The 16,750-nt window shown below is 56.5% G+C and carries 16 protein-coding genes and 1 tRNA gene; 8 read left to right on the forward strand and 9 right to left on the reverse strand.

The genetic code is table 11. The features are described from left to right. Window positions 1–83 precede the first annotated feature (83 nt). Together A4E33_RS08490 and A4E33_RS08495 are read right to left on the reverse strand one after the other, a co-directional pair. On the reverse strand, window positions 84–800 hold the full coding sequence (locus A4E33_RS08490) for a DUF4429 domain-containing protein (RefSeq protein WP_292347268.1): 717 nt from the start codon (window positions 798–800) through the stop codon (window positions 84–86). 433 nt (window positions 801–1,233) lie between these two features. Continuing rightward, window positions 1,234–1,527 (reverse strand): DUF3467 domain-containing protein, encoded by a 294-nt coding sequence (locus A4E33_RS08495; RefSeq protein WP_292347269.1) that lies wholly within the window; start codon window positions 1,525–1,527, stop codon window positions 1,234–1,236. A gap of 113 nt (window positions 1,528–1,640) precedes the next feature. Here A4E33_RS08495 and A4E33_RS08500 point away from each other — a divergent pair, with 113 nt between their 5' ends. Both A4E33_RS08500 and A4E33_RS08505 read left to right on the forward strand, forming a co-directional pair. Continuing rightward, window positions 1,641–2,315 carry a recombinase RecB gene (locus A4E33_RS08500; RefSeq protein ID WP_292347270.1) on the forward strand — a complete coding sequence of 225 codons (675 nt, stop codon included), beginning with the start codon at window positions 1,641–1,643 and terminating at the stop codon, window positions 2,313–2,315. 175 nt (window positions 2,316–2,490) lie between these two features. Then, complete coding sequence (locus A4E33_RS08505; protein WP_292347271.1) at window positions 2,491–3,213, forward strand: Bax inhibitor-1/YccA family protein; 723 nt, start codon at window positions 2,491–2,493, stop codon at window positions 3,211–3,213. Window positions 3,214–3,275: 62 nt separating this feature from the next. On the opposite strand, the gene A4E33_RS08510 is transcribed toward A4E33_RS08505, so the two are convergent. Beyond that, complete coding sequence (locus A4E33_RS08510; RefSeq protein ID WP_292347272.1) at window positions 3,276–3,581, reverse strand: DUF3795 domain-containing protein; 306 nt, start codon at window positions 3,579–3,581, stop codon at window positions 3,276–3,278. A 516-nt stretch (window positions 3,582–4,097) separates the two neighbouring features. Between A4E33_RS08510 and A4E33_RS08515 the strand changes: the two genes are divergently transcribed. Together A4E33_RS08515 and A4E33_RS08520 are read left to right on the forward strand one after the other, a co-directional pair. After that, window positions 4,098–4,463: a hypothetical protein gene (locus A4E33_RS08515; RefSeq protein ID WP_292347273.1), complete on the forward strand. Its 366-nt coding sequence runs from the start codon at window positions 4,098–4,100 to the stop codon at window positions 4,461–4,463. A gap of 165 nt (window positions 4,464–4,628) precedes the next feature. Further along, window positions 4,629–7,232, forward strand: a complete 2,604-nt coding sequence (locus A4E33_RS08520) for an oligosaccharyl transferase, archaeosortase A system-associated (RefSeq protein ID WP_292347274.1) — start codon at window positions 4,629–4,631, stop codon at window positions 7,230–7,232. A gap of 333 nt (window positions 7,233–7,565) precedes the next feature. Here A4E33_RS08520 and A4E33_RS08525 read toward each other — a convergent pair whose 3' ends face one another. From A4E33_RS08525 to A4E33_RS08540, 4 genes are all read right to left on the reverse strand, one after another. After that, the gene (locus A4E33_RS08525) at window positions 7,566–8,489 is read right to left on the reverse strand and encodes a nucleotidyltransferase domain-containing protein (protein WP_292347275.1); all 924 of its coding nucleotides are present in this window, start codon (window positions 8,487–8,489) and stop codon (window positions 7,566–7,568) included. 9 nt (window positions 8,490–8,498) lie between these two features. Next, complete coding sequence (locus A4E33_RS08530) at window positions 8,499–9,071, reverse strand: L-threonylcarbamoyladenylate synthase (RefSeq protein ID WP_292347276.1); 573 nt, start codon at window positions 9,069–9,071, stop codon at window positions 8,499–8,501. A gap of 1 nt (window position 9,072) precedes the next feature. Then, window positions 9,073–9,756: a DUF5612 domain-containing protein gene (locus tag A4E33_RS08535; protein WP_292347277.1), complete on the reverse strand. Its 684-nt coding sequence runs from the start codon at window positions 9,754–9,756 to the stop codon at window positions 9,073–9,075. Window positions 9,757–9,769: 13 nt separating this feature from the next. Further along, window positions 9,770–9,840: transfer RNA gene (locus A4E33_RS08540), tRNA-Gly, on the reverse strand. Window positions 9,841–10,087: 247 nt separating this feature from the next. Here A4E33_RS08540 and A4E33_RS08545 point away from each other — a divergent pair. After that, window positions 10,088–11,035 carry a hypothetical protein gene (locus tag A4E33_RS08545; protein ID WP_292347278.1) on the forward strand — a complete coding sequence of 316 codons (948 nt, stop codon included), beginning with the start codon at window positions 10,088–10,090 and terminating at the stop codon, window positions 11,033–11,035. A 359-nt stretch (window positions 11,036–11,394) separates the two neighbouring features. Here the strand turns inward: A4E33_RS08545 and A4E33_RS08550 are convergent, their stop codons facing one another. Next, window positions 11,395–11,832, reverse strand: coding sequence for a hypothetical protein (locus A4E33_RS08550; protein WP_292347279.1), 438 nt, complete (start codon window positions 11,830–11,832; stop codon window positions 11,395–11,397). Between the two features lie 247 nt (window positions 11,833–12,079). On the opposite strand from A4E33_RS08550, the gene A4E33_RS08555 reads away from it, so the two are divergent. The 3 genes from A4E33_RS08555 to A4E33_RS08565 all read left to right on the forward strand — a co-directional run bounded on the left by A4E33_RS08555 (window position 12,080) and on the right by A4E33_RS08565 (window position 15,481). After that, window positions 12,080–12,868, forward strand: a complete 789-nt coding sequence (locus A4E33_RS08555) for an FHA domain-containing protein (RefSeq protein ID WP_292347280.1) — start codon at window positions 12,080–12,082, stop codon at window positions 12,866–12,868. 108 nt (window positions 12,869–12,976) lie between these two features. Continuing rightward, a complete protein-coding gene (locus A4E33_RS08560) occupies window positions 12,977–15,241 on the forward strand; it encodes a protein kinase (protein WP_292347281.1) in 2,265 nt (754 codons plus the stop codon). Window positions 15,242–15,289: 48 nt separating this feature from the next. Further along, window positions 15,290–15,481, forward strand: a complete 192-nt coding sequence (locus A4E33_RS08565; RefSeq protein ID WP_292347282.1) for a hypothetical protein — start codon at window positions 15,290–15,292, stop codon at window positions 15,479–15,481. A 33-nt stretch (window positions 15,482–15,514) separates the two neighbouring features. Here the strand turns inward: A4E33_RS08565 and A4E33_RS08570 are convergent, their stop codons facing one another. Beyond that, window positions 15,515–16,678, reverse strand: coding sequence for a deoxyguanosinetriphosphate triphosphohydrolase family protein (locus A4E33_RS08570; protein WP_292347283.1), 1,164 nt, complete (start codon window positions 16,676–16,678; stop codon window positions 15,515–15,517). Between the last annotated feature and the right edge of the window lie 72 nt (window positions 16,679–16,750).

A 16,750-nucleotide genomic window follows, 5' to 3' on the forward strand; every position in this document is an offset into this window, starting at 1 on the left:
GTATCATCTTTTCTCTTGATCGTTTCCTGAAAAATCAAAGGGTGTTCAATGTTCTTTGAGCATTTCAACAGGGCCGTAATTCGTTATAATCCGAGTAATTCTTTTTTCTTTCTTTCGAAATCATCCCTTGAAATAATTCCATCATCTAGTAATTGTTTGAATTTTCTTATCTCGTCAGCATTACTAGCTGCCTGACCACCACCTGTGTTCAGCCTCATTTTTTGGACTAGTTCTTCGATTTTTTCTTTTAACCGTATTGCGTCTTCATTTTGCGAACGTTCGAAGGTCACTGTATTCTCATCATAAGCAGCATTAATAACTCCCTTTTTACTTTCGATTCCTCCGGGTAAGGTGAATTGTATGTAGCCGACTATCAAGCCAGCTTGTCGAAATTGAATTCCTGTAATTTGATTTAGATAAATTGTTTTATCACCTTTTGTAAAACCATGTGATAAAACAGCTAAAAAACCTTCACGTCTGATTACAAGTTTATCTTTGTATAATTCAATTTGACCATTTGAGCCATAAAAATCCATAATAATTCCAGCAGTCTTTGAGAAGGGATCTGGTGGTAATGGTTTGATTGAATCCCAATTTATGAGAACAAGGCATTTAGGACAAAAGCGGGCTTTTAAATTTGATATTCTTGTTCCACAGGATGGACAGTGGTAATTTAATTGTGTAGATGGAATGGTTTGAGTTTTTTGATTCTGATTATTTTGAATTACTACTTTTTTCCCACAATGTTGGCAGAAAATACTATCATCTGGATTCGGTTTACCACATTTATTACAAAACATGATTTATCGCTTACGGTAGTTTTCTGTTATAAGACTTTGAATATTCTGATTTGATGCTAGAATTTAACTATTGCATCGTCTATCCTCACGACTATTAATAAAAAAAATAAGCTCTCCGATTGTGATTTATACTCATGGATTCGATATGTCATACAACTTTTAAGAAACTCCATCCAAAAAAGGGATTCATCGCACCGTATATTAGATTCCCTTGGGGCTATGATGAATCACTTATCGGCAAAGAGGTTAATATTTACAAGACCGATACAGGTTTTATAATCCAGTTTAAACAAGACTCTTCAATACAGAAAGTCTATGACGTAAAACCAATCCAAAAACCTGATTACGAATCAGCCGCTATACCGCTAAGCCACGGCGGCGCGATACCTCACAATATCGGTGTATGCGCTAATAAAATGTACGGCCGGAAGGGTTACGAGTACCCGCTCAGCGCGGTAACGTTCTCCTTTCCCGGATTCTCCTTTGAAGCAATGGTCCCGAACTTGGCCTCGTAATCCGCTACGGTTTTGGTCAGGACACCAAGGAGGTTCTTGGCATGGGAGGGGGTGATCGATACAATGGCCTTTGCCCGGGCCTGGTTCACCTGCGGGAGCTGGTGGAGGAACAGGAACGTGAATTCATCGTCCTTGTACGCGATCTGGATCATGTTGCTGTACACGGGATCGAGGGCAGGGGGAATATTGACCGATATTTCCTGGGCAGTCATGCTGATCCTGTAGGATGCCGGGGTAGAAAATGTTTGATGTTCCCCCGTGCGGCAGGAGGAATTCCGCAAGTATAATTTAGGCGCTCCCCCAAGGATAGTTACAGGAAATACCCATGCCGGAGCCTCCGAAATTCTATACTGTCTCGGACCTCGTCCGGGTCCATACCTGCCCGGTGCGGTATTACTACGAACGCAATGAACCGTTTGCCGAGTCAGACCGGTACGCGGTCTGCAAGCAGATCTCCTACCATCTTGGCGACCCGCTCGATGCCGAGGTGATCTGGGCCGAAGTGCTCGTTGTCCGGCCGAAGATCGATCCTTCCCTGCGCGAGTTTCTCGATATCTGTATTGCGGCCTGCAACAAGGGGACATGGCAGCCGGCAGAGGAGACCGACGTGATGGTGCGATCGGAGAAGCAGGGGCTGACCGGGATGATCGACCGGGTCCTCCCCGATGGTTCTTTTTCTATTGTCCGCTCTGCACGTGCCATGCCGATCGGTACCTTTGCGGCCGACCGGCTGCGGGTAGCGGCCATTGCCCTCTGCCTCGGGGAGATGACCGGTGAACCCGTTCAGGGCGGGCACGTGGAGTACATCCCCGACGGGGTGTCGCGCTACCATACCGTCCAGCCCCGCGACCTGCGCCAGCTGATCACGACCCTGTACAAGATCCGGTTCATGCGGGACGGGGAGGTACCGAAACACCCGCTGAACGCTCCCTGCGTCCGCTGCAGGCACATGGAGAAGTGCGAGAGTACCCGCGGGCGCCGGCTCTCGGACCTGTTATGATATCACTCCTGCCCCAACCGTGCCGGATTTCCTTCGAGATTCCCCGGCTGTTTTTCGGATTGAACGCAAATCATAAATGATCCCTGCATAAAAAAAAGTACTATTACGAATCCTGCGACCGGCCTGTGGACACGCCGCCAGGCAGCGGGCGCACTATAGTTCTTCGAGGTACACCATGGAACGTTCTTCCAATCCGGCACTCCGGGACGAGATATTCTACCGCTCCCTCCTCAACGGCACCGAAGACCTGATGACCGTCCAGGGCACGATCAACAAGACCCTGGTCCTCCTTTGTATCGTGCTGGTCACCGCTGCACTCGTCTGGAACAGTTATTCCATCGTGTTCCCGATCATCATCCCCGCCATGATCGGCGGCCTGATCGTAGCGCTCGTGACGATCTTCCGGCAGCAGTGGTCACCGTATACTGCGCCGGTATACGCCCTCTTTGAGGGCATCATCCTCGGAGGGATCTCCGGGTACATGGACGCCCTGTATCCGGGTATCGTTGTCCAGGCTGTTGCCCTCACGTTCGGGGTATTCTTCCTGCTCCTGATCGTCTTCTCGACGCGCCTGATCCAGGTCACGGAGAAGTTCCGGCTTGTTGTGATCGCGGCAACGGGTGCCATCGCGCTCCTGTATATTGCGGACATCGTGCTCGGGTTCTTTGGCAGGCCGGTCGGATTCGTCCACGAGAGCGGGATCTTCGGTATCGGCTTCTCTCTCGTTGTCATCGTGATCGCGTCCCTCAACCTGATCCTTGACTTCGATTACATCGAGAAGGGCGTTGAGCACGGTGCGCCGCGATACCTTGAGTGGTATGGTGCGTTTGCCCTGCTCGTAACCCTTGTCTGGCTCTATCTGGAGATCCTGCGGCTGCTTGGCAAGATGCGGCGATAACCGTCAGGCTGTACCTTTTTTTTATCCTTCCTTCAGGGCGCGATGCAGCAGGACCGGGATCGTTATTCCGGCACCCTGCCGCATCCTGAACACCGGTAATGATGGACATCGATCGTGCCGGAGCATTCCCTGCAGGTCCAGCGCTCCCTCTCGTGCTTCACGAATGCACGGATGCCGTCTTTTCTGATTGCGGCAAGGTTGTCGAGCATGCTCATACGGTACTTCGTGCGGTACCGCCTGTCGGGCTGCTTCAGCCGCCGGTACGGGAACCTCCTGCAGTCATGGGAATATTTTCCCTTCAGGTGTTCACAGGCTGCAATCGCACAGTTCCTGCGGCAGCTGCAGTGTGCATCAGAGCAGCCCCGCACCGGTTCTTCTCCCGCAGAAAAGCAGAACAGAATGCGCAGTGCATGCCGCACGGGGCGATCAGCGTTGTCCTGATCGGATTCTTTGGTGCCATGCCGGAGCATGGATTTCCGACCAGCAAATACCGGGCGAACGGGAGGTGTCGTACCCGGGACCGATCCTGCCTGACCCGGGTTCCGGAATTAATTAAATTCGACCCCCCCCATAACACTTTTACGGATTTTTCCGGATTCTCTCCCCGTAAAAACTCCAATAATTCTCGGATCCTGCAGTGCCTTCCCGCAGGGGTCGGATTTAATTTTCTGTCCGGATCCGTCCGTCTCCGAACGGGAAAATACCTGGTTTTACGGTGATGGATGTGGTTTTTCTGCTTTGCCGGACCGCTGGTAAAAAAATAAATCCGACCCCCCGCATCCCCATGAATCGTTCCCTTCCTGCACTTTCACTCCGCGTCCTCCCGTTGTTTAAAAAGGGAATTTTGCAACCATCCTGATTGCAGTATACGGACGTGAAGAACCATGACCACACAGCGTATCGAAACCGGGACAGCTGAGGGAGACGCACTGGGTTTTTCTGCAAACTTATTCTCCGGCTGGCTCGAGCTGAAGACCGGCAGCAGGCTCTACCTTCATTATATCATCTCCCGCTGCCGCGACAACGGGAACACGCAGGCCCTGATCCGCAGCTGGCTGGACAGGGGGTACGATGTCCGGGTTGTCATGCCCCGGCCGATCATGCAGCATATCCTGGAAAAACTGGGATTCATCCCCCTGCACGAGTACCTCCCGGACCAGTACGAGGATACCGTCGAGGTCTGGTACCGGCCGGCCAGCCGGGTCATATCGCGGCTCCGGCCTCCCGGAACCCCGCGCCTGGTTTCATGATCCTGGATATTCCTCCGGAGCGGTCACCGGGAGTCAGAACGACTGGCGGTCGTGACCGGTCCCGGACCGGCAGGGTCAGCGGCTTTATGTAGGTACAGACCAATTTTTTTCCGGCAGTTCATACGATATGTTTCCGGTGTTCTTTTATCCGGTTCGGGAGGAATCATGCCGCAGAGTGAATGGATGAATTACAGGAAATACGGTATTGCTGCGCTTGTCGTGGTTTTTGCGCTCTTTGCCCTCTGGATCCGGCTTCTCCCCATGGCCAATCTGGGATCTGCCGATATTCTCGACATGCCTGCCATGGACGACCCGATGTACAACCTGCGGCAGGTTGAGGTCATGCTTGCACAGTTCCCCGGGTACGCATGGTTCGAGCCGATGACGCTGTATCCGACGGGAGCGCAGATCTACTGGGGACCCCTGTTTCCGACCATTATCGCGACAATCTGTATGCTGACCGGGGCTGCAACCCGCCCCGGGATCGTCTCGGTAGCCCTCCTTGTCCCGCCCTTCCTTGCTGCAGCCACGGTTGCTGTCATGTATTTCACCGGCAGGGTGTTCGGTGACTGGAAGACGGGTGTCCTTGCATCGGGATTTACCGCAATAATCGCCGGACAGTTCCTCGCGGTTTCGTTCTACGGGTATATCGACCACCATATCGCGGAGGTTCTCTTCTCGACGATCTTCTGCCTGCTCTACGGGTACACCCTGCTGTCTGAAAAGGACCGGAAGATCGACCTCAGGGATCCTGCAGGTTACCGTCAGACCGCATTCCTCGCGATCGCGTGCGGCACAGCCTACCTCCTGGGTCTCTTCGTCATGCCGACGATGATCCTGTTTGCCATGATCGTTGCGATCTTCACCATCATCCAGTTTGTCATCGATTTCCACCGCAACCGGTCCAGTGATTATCTTCTCGTTCTCAACTGCGGGACATTTGTTGTTGCCGCTATCGGCCTCCTCGCGTTCGGGTTCAAGAGCACCGATTTCAACCTTTCCAATTATTCTGCAGGCCACATCTTCGCATATGCCGGGCTGACAGGCGGGACCATCCTGCTCTGGTATCTCGCACGAATTCTCCGGGGAAGACCCTGGTATTACTATCCCGGCTCCATCGCGGGCATCGGGCTTGCGTCGGCAGTGGCACTCTTTGTTGTCAGCCAGCCGCTCTTCACCCTGTTTGTCTACGGGCTGTACGCCTTCTTCGGGCAGCAGGCAATCACGGAGACGGTGCTGGAGGCCATGGGATGGTCGGCTGAACGTGCATGGTACTCCTTCAACTACGGCCTCCTCCTGATGGGTGGCGGGATCCTTGTTATCCTGTACCGCAACATCCGCGAGGAACACCCCCACCATATTTTTGCCCTTACCTGGGCACTCGTCATGCTCGTCTCTACATGGCAGCATATCCGGTACGAATATTATCTTGCAATCTGCATCGCACTGCTTGCGGCGATCTGCGTCTCCTTTGTCATCGACCTTGTCTGGCGGGATATTCCCGTTCTGGCACGGGGCACGTCCCCTGACCGTGATGCAGAAGGAACAGATGGTCACGAAACCGGAACTGCATCCCGGAAGAAAAAGCAGAAACAGGTCCGGAAGAAATCCGGTTCTTCGGACCTGGCAGCATACTGGCACATCGCTCCCGGTGTTCTTGTCATCGGGCTCTCCCTGCTGTTCGTGTATACGTCAGTATCGATGTCCTATTCCTTCATGTCCGCATTCGGTCCCCAGATGGATGGCGACTGGAAAGAGTCGCTGCTCTGGATGGGCAACAACACGCCGGACCCCGGAGTCGGCTATCTCGCGATCCATGACCAGAAAACCTTCCGGTATCCGGCGCAGTCGTACGGTGTCATGTCATGGTGGGATTACGGCCACGTTATCACGTACATCGCGAAGAGGATCCCCAATGCAAACCCGTTCCAGCAGGGCGTGGCGGGGCCCAACGGGTCTGCCGCCTATTTCGTGGCTAACGACGAGGAGGCCGCCAACCGAATCCTCGATGCTGTCGGAACGCGGTATGTCGTTACCGATTATGCGATGGATGATATCGTGACCGGCAAGTTCCACGCCATGGCGACCTGGTACAACAGTTCTGCAGGGAGGGCGCCGTTCATCGGGATGTTCCTTATCCCAAGCCGGCAGAACCCGGGCCGCTACGAACCTGCCACGTTCCTCCGCCAGGCGTATTACCTGACCATGGTCTCGCGGCTGCACAATTTTGACGGGTCGATGACAGACCCGCAGAAGGTGTACTACATCGAATATGATGAATCCGCGGCTGCACGGTTCGGCATACCGGCAATCACGAGTGGCAGTCTGCTCAACTATACTGAAGCAGCAGAAAAAGCTGCAGTATATAATGCCAATGCAACGGCCGGCAGGCATGCCGGTATCTTCAACCGCGACCTGACCAGCCCGGTCGAGACCGTCCCCGCCCTGCGCCATTACCGGCTGGTTCACGAGTCCCCGACGATTGTCAATAACCCTGCCGCAGCAGATGTGCGGACAGTCAAGGTCTTCGAGTACGTGAAGGGTGCGCATATCAAAGGCGAGGGTATCATCAGCGTGCCGATGGTGGCCAATACCGGCCGCCACTTCACCTACCGCCAGCAGAGCGTCAACGGGGAATTCATCGTCCCCTTTTCGACCACCGGAAATCCCTATGACGTAAAGGCAGAGGGCCAGTACCGTATCGAGGGGACGGGTAAGACATTCGATGTTCCGGAGAGCGCCGTGATGAGCGGGGCAGCAATCAACTGATTTTTTCGCTCTGTTGAAAACCTGATCACGATAGTATTGAGTAGTGACGGAGCCACGGGTGCCCGGGGGCTGTCGACCCTCGCCCCGTGGAGCATGGCCGTATATCGGCATGAAAAAGAAGATCCTACCAGGGGGTCAAGGGGGCTTGCCCCCCTGGCTGCCTCCGCCTCGGGGGACCGAACGCAGGGAGGTCAGGAAGAATGCGGATTATTCTTGGAAAAGTGAGGGGGGCACCGTCGCAATTCTCCTTCACGCATTAGGGAAAAGATCTCACCACAGCCGATTTTTTGAATTTTCAGGGATGACACACTGCCTCTCCCTCAGAAAAAGCCGTTACTGCCCGAGCAGCGTCTTCGACACGATATACTCGCCGCGGGCTTCCCTTGTTGTGCCGACGATGAGCCAGCGTTCGCTGCCATGCTGCTCCAGGACACCGCAGGCCTCGATGATCTCTCCCGCGAGAGCCTGTCCGCTGTAGGTGTGGGTGAACGAGAGCACCCGCGATACGGATTCATGGTCGATCCCGTAGAGCGCAGGGTTGTCGAACGCAAGCGAGGCGTCGTTTACCCGTGCCTCGATTGTTGCCTTCCCAAGGACGATCCCCCTGCCAGAGGGTGCTGATTCGATCTCATCGTAGGAGCGGGTGTAGAGGATGTCGAAATACGTCCCGTCGATCTGGCCCCGGTTCCATTTCCGCTGCTCGTGGAGAACGAACTGGTCGTACGGGATCTCGGGTTTGCGCTTGTCGTACACCCTGCGCCACATGTCCCGCGACAGCCCCTCGATCTTCCCCTCTCTGATGCCCCGCTCCACAAGATTCTGGGCGGTGAACCAGTGCTTCCCGTACACGACCATATCGATGTCCGAACTCTCGTCGGCCAGGCCGCAGAGGAGGGAGCCGGTGCAGCCGACCGTGCCTTCGGGCAGCCGGAAGATGCCGAGAAGCTTCTTCACCCGGGGATGGTCCCGCGCTATGCGGCCGATCTCCAGGTCGGGTTTGAGTACCCGGACAATATCGTCGCGGGGTACGCGGTGGATAAGGCCGGCATAGTGCGGCTTCTTCCGCTGCACGAGATCATATGCCTCCTCGAAATCGTACTTGGTGTACCGCTGCCCTGAAGCATGGATCCTTGCACCCTTTTCATCCGGCACGTACCGGAGCACGCAGCCAACCGGCCCGGCATTGTCGTACGTGGAGACGGCATAGAGCCATCCGTCCCTGTCCTCGATAAAATCCCGAAGGCGAACCGGCATCATGAAAAATCCTCACATGTCCAGGAGGAACCTGGCCACCCGGTCGATATCCGCACCGGCCCGGATGACCTTCTTATCCGCCAGGTCGACAACCGTGCTCGGGATACCGGCCAGCCTGCCGCCATCAATGAGGAACTCGTACGGGACGGTACATTCGGAAGGGATGACCGGATCTTTTGCCCCGTGAAGGTTGGCGCTGGTTGCCGTTATCGGCCCGTCGAACCTCACTATCAGTTCACGGGCCAGGTCATGCGCCGGCATCCGGATCCCAATGAGGCCGGTCCCGCCGGTCAGTATCGCAGGGATCATCCTTCGGGCCGGGAGCACCACCGTGACCGGCCCCGGCAGGAACGCAGCAAGGAACGGCTCCTGCGCCGGTTCAACGCGGGCAACGGCATGGAGCATCTCGAAGTCAGCAACAGCGATCGAGACCGGCATGGCAAGCGGCCGTTTCTTGGCCTCGTACACGTGTGCGATCGCCTCATCGGAGAGAGCGTCGGCGCCAAGCCCGTATACGGTTTCTGTCGGATAGACAACGAGGCCGTCATGCGAGAGGACGGCAACGGCCTTTTCGAGCCGGTCCATCCTAGAACTCACGCCCGCGGACCCGGTTGATATCAAAGACTGCTTTCGAGCTGATATGCATCACGGCAAACACCCCTGCCTGTACAGGGTCGGTCACGACAAGGTCGGCATGTTCGGGGACGGTTCCCGCCATTTTAAGGGCGATGACCGGGATCCCTGCCTCCCGCACACGATCGACCGCTTTCGAGATGTTGCCGCCCATCAGCGAACCGGCAAGGACAAGGATGGATGCCCGGGGAAGGCGGGTGACCGCGTCCACCGCGAGGGCGAGGTTCTGCTCGCCCACGAGCGGGATGGTATCCACCGAGATCCGCTCCCCGCGGATGTTGTGGCGGTCTGCCTCGTTGACGGCTCCCACTGCCACCTGCGCGACCTGCGCACCTCCCCCGATGATGATCACCCGCGAGCCGAAGATATGGCCGAAGGGCCGGTAGGCTTTCACATCCTTTACCGACGGGATGTTGTTCAGGTCCTCCAGCAGCTGGTCGTGGTCGTCAGCAGGACCGCAGTCATACTCAAAATAGAGTTCTGCCATCCCGGCATACGGCCCGGTATCGAACAGCTCCTGGTTGATCAGAACGATATTACCCTCGTGATCGGCAACAACGGCTGCAATGTCCCGCAGGACTCCGCGCCGGTTCTCCGCGATGATCCGTATTGCCGAGCGTTCAGGTTCAGCATCCATAGACAGGCCGTGATGCGATAACCGGGGATCGAACCCGGGTTAGAAGCTTGGGAAGCTCCTGTCCTACCGCTAGACTATTATCGCGCACTGTTCGTGTGTTCTCTAATACTACGTGATTTTCACATAAATAAAGTGCTTATCCCCCAACGGGTGGCGGCCGTTGCCGCAGGACAAAGGGGATATCATGGGAACAGTTCCATGTTTTTAAACCGGGCCGATCCATGTACGTATACGACACCCGGTCGTCCCGTACTGACATCCTGTTCCTGGCTCAGGCAGCCCGCCACCGGATCCATGCGGGAGACCGGGTTATCAACCGGAGTAATAACCCATGTCGCTTCGAACCGCGTGTATTCATCTCCTTGCAGCCGTATTCCTGGCTGCGGTCGTCATCCCTGTCCTTGCCGAGACTGACATCTCCCAGAATACGAAAGTCATCTACCAGACCCCCTTCTCTTCGGATCCCCGCTGGGAGACGAACAGCCCCTCCTCCGATTACTGGGACCCGGCAACCGGACGGTACCATTTCTCGATCGAACCGAGCACCCAGAATTACGCGTGGAAGGAGATCCCCCGGACTGACGGCTCCTTTACCTTCGAGTACGATGTGACGTTTGACCGGGTCGACGACGGCGCAACGTTCCGGTTCGGCCTCACCAGCAGTGAGATGGACTTCAACAAGGGTCCCAACGTCATCACCATGTTCTCGAACGGTAAGCACGGTAAGATCATGTCGCTGCACCTGGTCACGGTGGCAAGCAAGCAGATGGTGGTGAACAGCAAGAACGAAGATTACGAGACGAGCGGTAATATCGCGTACAAGGGCCCCACGGTCCGGTACGAGCTGAACAAGACTTACCACGTGGTCCTTGAGTACGATGACGATATCACCACGGCGACCATGCGGGTCAGTGACAAGGCGAGCGGGAAGGAGGTCTGGGTATACTACCTGAAAACGGTGGAAAAATTCCGTGGGATGACCCGTATCTTCCTTGGCTCCAAAGGCGATTACGGGCAGATGTACACGTATGCCCGCGGGTATATCGATAATGTCCGGCTCACCGTGCCCGGCCCGGCACCGACACCTGTTGAGACTGCCGCGGTTGTCACAACAGAGACCACGGTGCCGGTGACAACGAAAACCATAACACTCCCGACAGCACTCCCGAAAGATACCGCAACCCCGACACCCGAATCCCCCGCGGGCGTCCATACGGTTTTCATGGCCATCGGGATCATCACAGCCTGCATGCTTCTTTCCGGTATGAAGAAGTCCTGATCCCTTTTTTCAGGGGCTTCCTTCGAAAACCCGGCAGCCCTTTTTCCCGTTCCTGATGGCACACCGGGCGGGGACCTTTTCATGGAGAACTGATACCTGCAGATCAATAACCGTATGATGGTTCTGCCACGACAGTATCATGGTTTTTTCAGACTATTTAACCCGCAGCAGAAATTCTGATCCGTCCTGTCAAAGACCAGATGGTCGTTTTCAGCATCAGGACTGGTGACAACCAGTGGTATCCTTCCCAGGATTTTGGTTATCCGGGTTGTCAGGTGTCGAAGAACGCCGGTGGGTTCTTATCCCCTTCAAGGTTCTGATGAACCTTTCGGGAAAAAAGTATTGGCTTGTATGTATGATTACAGGGAGGATTGCAGCTCCCTGTACTCTGGAGTGAGAGCTGGTCCGGTCCAATACCGCCTGTGGATGAGAGCGGCGCCGGGCCATATCGTGTTGTTGTTCACATTCCTGTGTGAGGAGATACCGGGGATGTGCATGGAGTGGTCATCGTTCATACGGGTGCGTGGCTCTTTTCCATGGGAGGCAGGTGAGGACCGGGCAGGTGGTGTCATGGTGCTTTCATGATCGTGACTGCTCAGGACCGGTGCCAGGTATGCGGCGGGGGTATCCCGCGCCAGAGGTGAGTATGGGGTCACCGTGGCACCCTGCGGGGAAGATACGCTCCGGCACCCAACCGTGCAGGAGTGCTCGGCCCCGGCTGCTCCGGACGGCGATGCAGGCATGCCGGCCGGGAGTGTGACGAGCGCGATCCCGGTCATGATTTTTCCCAGATCCATCAGACGCTCCTGTGAGGAAATTTGCGTGGGTCGGTGACACGCCGAAACAGAATCGTGTATCACCTGGTACCAGAGTCATTGGGAGAGCAGATAAATTCCCCGAATAACCGTGGTTGGAGGGTGTAACTCAGGAGTTAAATGCTGGAACCTGCGGGATGCAAACGGGGAGAGAATTTAAACCGTAACGACATTATCTTGTGGTGCGAAAACAAGTACCAATGCTACGAGCACATGCTGGTGGAGCGTAATGGCGGACCCTGCAGACAAATCCCCTACCCTGATCATCCATGAAGAGTCGGACTCGCTTGAGGAACTCTCGGAATACCTCGATGTCCTTTCAAGCAGCGCCCGGCTCAGGATCCTGAAGTTCCTTGAGAAGAAACCGCGCGATGCACGTTCGATATCGCGCGAGATCGAGACCAGTTATGAAAATACCAAGAAACATCTCGACAAGCTCCTGAGCATCGGCGTTATCAAGAAAGAGGCCGGCCTCGGGGCCCCCACGTCAAAAGGGATCCACCCGGTCTGGGAATATTCGCTCGTGCCCGGGGGGCTTGAAGCAATTATCCGCAACCTCGGGCTCTTTTCCAACACCAAGGTTCAGGTAATGGGAAGCGAGATCGCCAAAAGGCTCGATGAGGTCAAGAGCACGCTCAACCGGGAGGTTCTCGGTGACGTTCCCGCGGTCATCATCCTTGGCGGATCGGACGATGCCAGGGTTTTCCTCCTGAAGACCGACACGGTCAGTATTGGCAGGGTCGACCCGGCGAACCGTGCGGCATACCGGGACGGCGAGGACGTGGTACTCTCCGAGAGCTACTCGGCAGTCACCCGCGTCTCCAGGCCCCATGGCAGGATCGTCAGGGACAAGGACGCCTGGTATATCGAGGATTGCGGCAGCACGGGAGGCACCCAGCTGAACAACAGGCGCCTCGAGAAGGGTATCCGGACGCTGCTCCACGATGGCGACCTCGTGGAACTGGCAAAAGGGGTCACCGGGGTCCGGTTCCTCGTGATCCTTCCAAAGGATCATTGAGATATTTTATATTCCTTGTACAGCGAACCTTATTTTTAAACATTGGACGCGGGGACAACAGGATCCCCAAAGAACCGGCTCATGATACTGCACTCCCGTTTTATCAGCATGCTGACTCTCGCGGCGCTGCTTCTTATGAGCGTATGCTGCCTGCCGGCTGCTGCCGCAGAGCACATCGTTGCCCCGTCGGGAGCTGAATTTGTCTCCATCCAGGAAGCGGTCGAGTGGGCCTCGGCCGGGGATGTCATATTTGTCGAGAGCGGGACCTACTTCGAGACCATAACCCTGAACAAAAAGATCGCCCTTGTCGGTATCGACAGCGGCCGCGGGCTCCCGGTCATCGATGCCGCCCGGAAAGGCAACGGCGTGGATATCCGGGTGGATAACTGTACCGTCGAGCACTTTGTCATCCAGAACGGGTCGCTCTTCGCCGGTATCCGTGCCGGATCCAGTGACAATATCCTGCGGAAGAATACGATCCGGGATTTCAGCCAGGGAATCCTCCTCGACTCCTCGAAAGGGAGCCTTGTTACCGGCAACAATATTACCCAGAACGGACGGGCGGGGATTGCCCTTGAATCGTCGAATTCCAATGACATCGAATACAACAGCGTATCGAAGAATACCATCGGGATCACCCTCGATGAGTATTCGCTGTCAAACAGGATCAGCCGGAACAACTTCATCAACAACCAGAACGTGATCTCGAAGAGCGCCACCTCGCGGTGGGTGTCCCAGGATACGTTTTCCTATACCTACCTCGGCCACCGGCAGCAGAGCCGGATGGGCAACTACTGGAGCGATTACCGGGGGAAGGACCGGAACAGTGACGGTATCGGTGACACACCCTACACGATCACGCTCGGGGGCAATCCCAAGGCTATCCTCGAATCCAGCCAGAACATCATCGATGCGTATCCTCTCATGGATCCCACGGATTACTATACCAGTGTATCCGTTGTCCCGCCATCGGCTGTGACAAACCCCGTGTTCCCCGGGACAACGGAATCCGCCCAGACATCGCCTGCAGCCGCGGTGACAACCCCCCTGCCGCAAACTCCCCGGCAGCCCCTTGTCCGCGGCTTTTCCCTCACCGGCCCGGTTATCCTGTGGGGATCAGTGATTATCCTTGGCATCGCGATCGTTTCAGGTCTGTACCTGATGCGCCGGAGGAAAACCGGCAGCGGAACACCCCCGGCAGAAGAACCCGCACCCCCCGCACCCTCCGTACCGCCCGAATCTGCCGCAGAACCGGATAATCTTAACCAGGCCGCAGGAACGGACGGCATATCCTCCCAGGATACCGTGGCCATGCCTGCTCCTCTTGCACAGCGGGTTACCGACGGACTGAAAACCGCCCTGATTGGCATCACGAAGACCACGACAGAGGTTGCACGGGCTGGCGCTGCAGCAACCATCCCGCTCACCGCCAGGGCGGCGGAGGTCCTCCGGACCGTGGTTGCCGACCGTTCGCGATCCCCCGCACCGGCAACCGCGGTGCCCCGGACCGCCCACCCTGAGGCTCTTGAATCCCCCCCGATCGTTCCCGCTCCTGAGCAGAAGAACTATTTCCCGCGGGAGCTTGAGAGCAAGTATACCGATATCACCTACGTGGGAAGGGGCGGCATTGCCTGGGTCTTCTCAGCAAGGAGAAAGGATAACGGCGTGAAAGTTGCCGTCAAGATCCCCATCAGTTTCGATGAGACGACCGGAAAGTGTTTCCTGAACGAGATCGCGGCATGGGAGACCCTGCGCCATGACAATATTGTCGAAGTGACGGCAGTCAATATCCTTCCCGTCCCCTACGTCGAGATGGAGTTCGTGCCCGGTTCGCTGGAGGCCATGGAAAAACCGCTGCCGGTCTGGAAAGCGGTGCATATCATCCGGGGAGTGACCGCCGGTCTCCAGTACGCCCACGAGCACGGGTTCATCCACCGCGACATCAAGCCCCACAATATCCTTCTGACGGACGACGTGGTGCCCAAGATCACGGACTGGGGAATGAGCAAGGTGCTTGCCGCAGACGTAAAGAAGTCGAGCATTGCCGGGTTCTCGCTCTCGTACGCGGCGCCCGAGCAGGTTTCCCCGACGGAGTTTGGCAGGACCGGCGAACGCACGGATATCTACCAGCTGGGCGTGGTCTTCTACGAGCTGGTGACCGGATCGATCCCGTTCGGCGGCGAGAGTATCGTCGAGGTCGGGAATTCAATCCTGCGCGACGACCCGACCCCGCCCTCGGAGTACAACCCCGATGCCGAGGCCGTCCAGAAGATCATCCTGAAATGCCTTGAGAAGGACCCGGAACGCCGCTACCAGTCTGCTGCCGAGCTGCTGGGAGCCCTTGACGGGTACCTTGACGAGGATGACGGATAATCATCGGTAAGGCTTGGTGCCCGTGAAGGAGGATTTGGCTGTTTCATCATGGCAGAACAGGAAAAGCTCTACGAACCTGCCATCTGTGCCGGCTGCGAAGGTCTCGGCTGTTCCTATTGCCGGGGAACCGGGAGCGTCCTTGTCGAATCCCCGAAGAAAAAGTGCCCGCACTGCGATGGTGCGGGATGCATCTACTGCGGTTTCACCGGCTGGCACCGCCCCAAAGGGAAGTTCGACTGAAGGTGAATGTGCGGCGCAGGCTGCAATGAATGATTACCCGAACCGCTGGTCCACCCGGCGCGGGATAACACATTCTCTGAACCGCCGCCCGAAGTACCGGTCGGTCATCCCGGCAATATAGTCACGGACCAGCTCTGCCGGAGTCGCAGTATCCAGGTACCTGCTGCTGATCCAGCCGGTCCTGAGGAAATCGGTATAGATACGTGCCGACGTCCGCTCCTGCTCAAGGTCATCGAGGCAGGTGGCAAAGAGGGTGGCATACATCCGCTCGATCTTCTCCCGCTCGGATGTCAACCGCTCGTTGTCATAGATCTGCCTGCGGGAGAACCGGCGCAGGGCAATGAGGGCGTTCTCGGTCTCCCTGCTGTAGGAGATGAAGTTATCGCCGGCGGTGTCGCTGTTCTCGAGGAGATCGTAGATGAGCGTGTTGATGATCTCGCTGTTGGAGGAGCCAAGGACGGTTGTCGCCTCCTCAGGCAGCGGCGTGTGCTCATCGATCAGGCCGATCTCCCGGGCGTCCTGCAGGTCCCTGCCGATGTACGCGATTGTGTCGGCGAACTTGACAACGCAGCCCTCGATCGTTGCCGGCCGGATGGGGCGGGTGCCCCCGGAAGCATCCTGTACCTTCTTATCGAATGCAAGCCAGCCGGGACAGGGCTCCGGACGGATCCTGACATCCTCTGCCTCGCCGTTATGGCAGAGGATCCCGTCCAGCACCTGGAGGGTGAGGTCGCAGTCTTCAATCCTGTCGAGGAAATGCACGCTCTGGACGTTATGGAAGAACTTCCCGATCCCGTACTGCTCACAGAGCCGCGAGAGGCACTTCTCACCGAAATGGCCGTAGGGGATATGCCCGATGTCATGGCCGAGGGCGATTGCCTCGATGAGGTCCTCGTTGAGCCGGAGGGACCTGCCGATCGTGCGGGCGATCCGCGATACCAGCTGGACATGGATGACCCGGTGGGTGATGTGGTCGTTCTCGATCAGGTAGAAGACCTGGGTCTTGTCGATGTACCGGGAATACGCGCGTGTATGAATGATCCGGTCTGCATCCCGCGAATACGGCGTGCGGATATCGTCCCTGACGCGGTTGTGCCGGCGGAGCGCATCGGCACTGATCGTGGCACAGGGCGAGAGCAGTCCTTCCTGCCTGCCAATCTGTGCCCTGATGGATGAGAACATGCCGGGTTCAGGCACCCGACGGTGATCCTGGAGGGGACTCATTCATCTCAACGTCTCGTTCATGATCCTATAATCCTGCCGAACCCT

Source organism: Methanoregula sp. PtaB.Bin085 (assembly GCF_002067035.1).
GTDB lineage: Archaea > Halobacteriota > Methanomicrobia > Methanomicrobiales > Methanospirillaceae > Methanoregula.

Coding starts and splice junctions, on each gene's coding strand:
- A4E33_RS08550 (WP_292347279.1), bottom strand. CDS start 11,832: ATGGATCTGGGAAAAATCATGACCGGGATCGCGCTCGTCACACTCCCG.
- A4E33_RS08505 (WP_292347271.1), top strand. CDS start 2,491: ATGGAACGTTCTTCCAATCCGGCACTCCGGGACGAGATATTCTACCGC.
- A4E33_RS08500 (WP_292347270.1), top strand. CDS start 1,641: ATGCCGGAGCCTCCGAAATTCTATACTGTCTCGGACCTCGTCCGGGTC.
- A4E33_RS08560 (WP_292347281.1), top strand. CDS start 12,977: ATGCTGACTCTCGCGGCGCTGCTTCTTATGAGCGTATGCTGCCTGCCG.
- A4E33_RS08515 (WP_292347273.1), top strand. CDS start 4,098: ATGACCACACAGCGTATCGAAACCGGGACAGCTGAGGGAGACGCACTG.
- A4E33_RS08495 (WP_292347269.1), bottom strand. CDS start 1,527: ATGACTGCCCAGGAAATATCGGTCAATATTCCCCCTGCCCTCGATCCC.
- A4E33_RS08525 (WP_292347275.1), bottom strand. CDS start 8,489: ATGATGCCGGTTCGCCTTCGGGATTTTATCGAGGACAGGGACGGATGG.
- A4E33_RS08520 (WP_292347274.1), top strand. CDS start 4,629: ATGCCGCAGAGTGAATGGATGAATTACAGGAAATACGGTATTGCTGCG.
- A4E33_RS08555 (WP_292347280.1), top strand. CDS start 12,080: ATGGCGGACCCTGCAGACAAATCCCCTACCCTGATCATCCATGAAGAG.
- A4E33_RS08530 (WP_292347276.1), bottom strand. CDS start 9,071: ATGGACCGGCTCGAAAAGGCCGTTGCCGTCCTCTCGCATGACGGCCTC.
- A4E33_RS08545 (WP_292347278.1), top strand. CDS start 10,088: ATGTCGCTTCGAACCGCGTGTATTCATCTCCTTGCAGCCGTATTCCTG.
- A4E33_RS08535 (WP_292347277.1), bottom strand. CDS start 9,756: ATGGATGCTGAACCTGAACGCTCGGCAATACGGATCATCGCGGAGAAC.
- A4E33_RS08490 (WP_292347268.1), bottom strand. CDS start 800: ATGTTTTGTAATAAATGTGGTAAACCGAATCCAGATGATAGTATTTTC.
- A4E33_RS08565 (WP_292347282.1), top strand. CDS start 15,290: ATGGCAGAACAGGAAAAGCTCTACGAACCTGCCATCTGTGCCGGCTGC.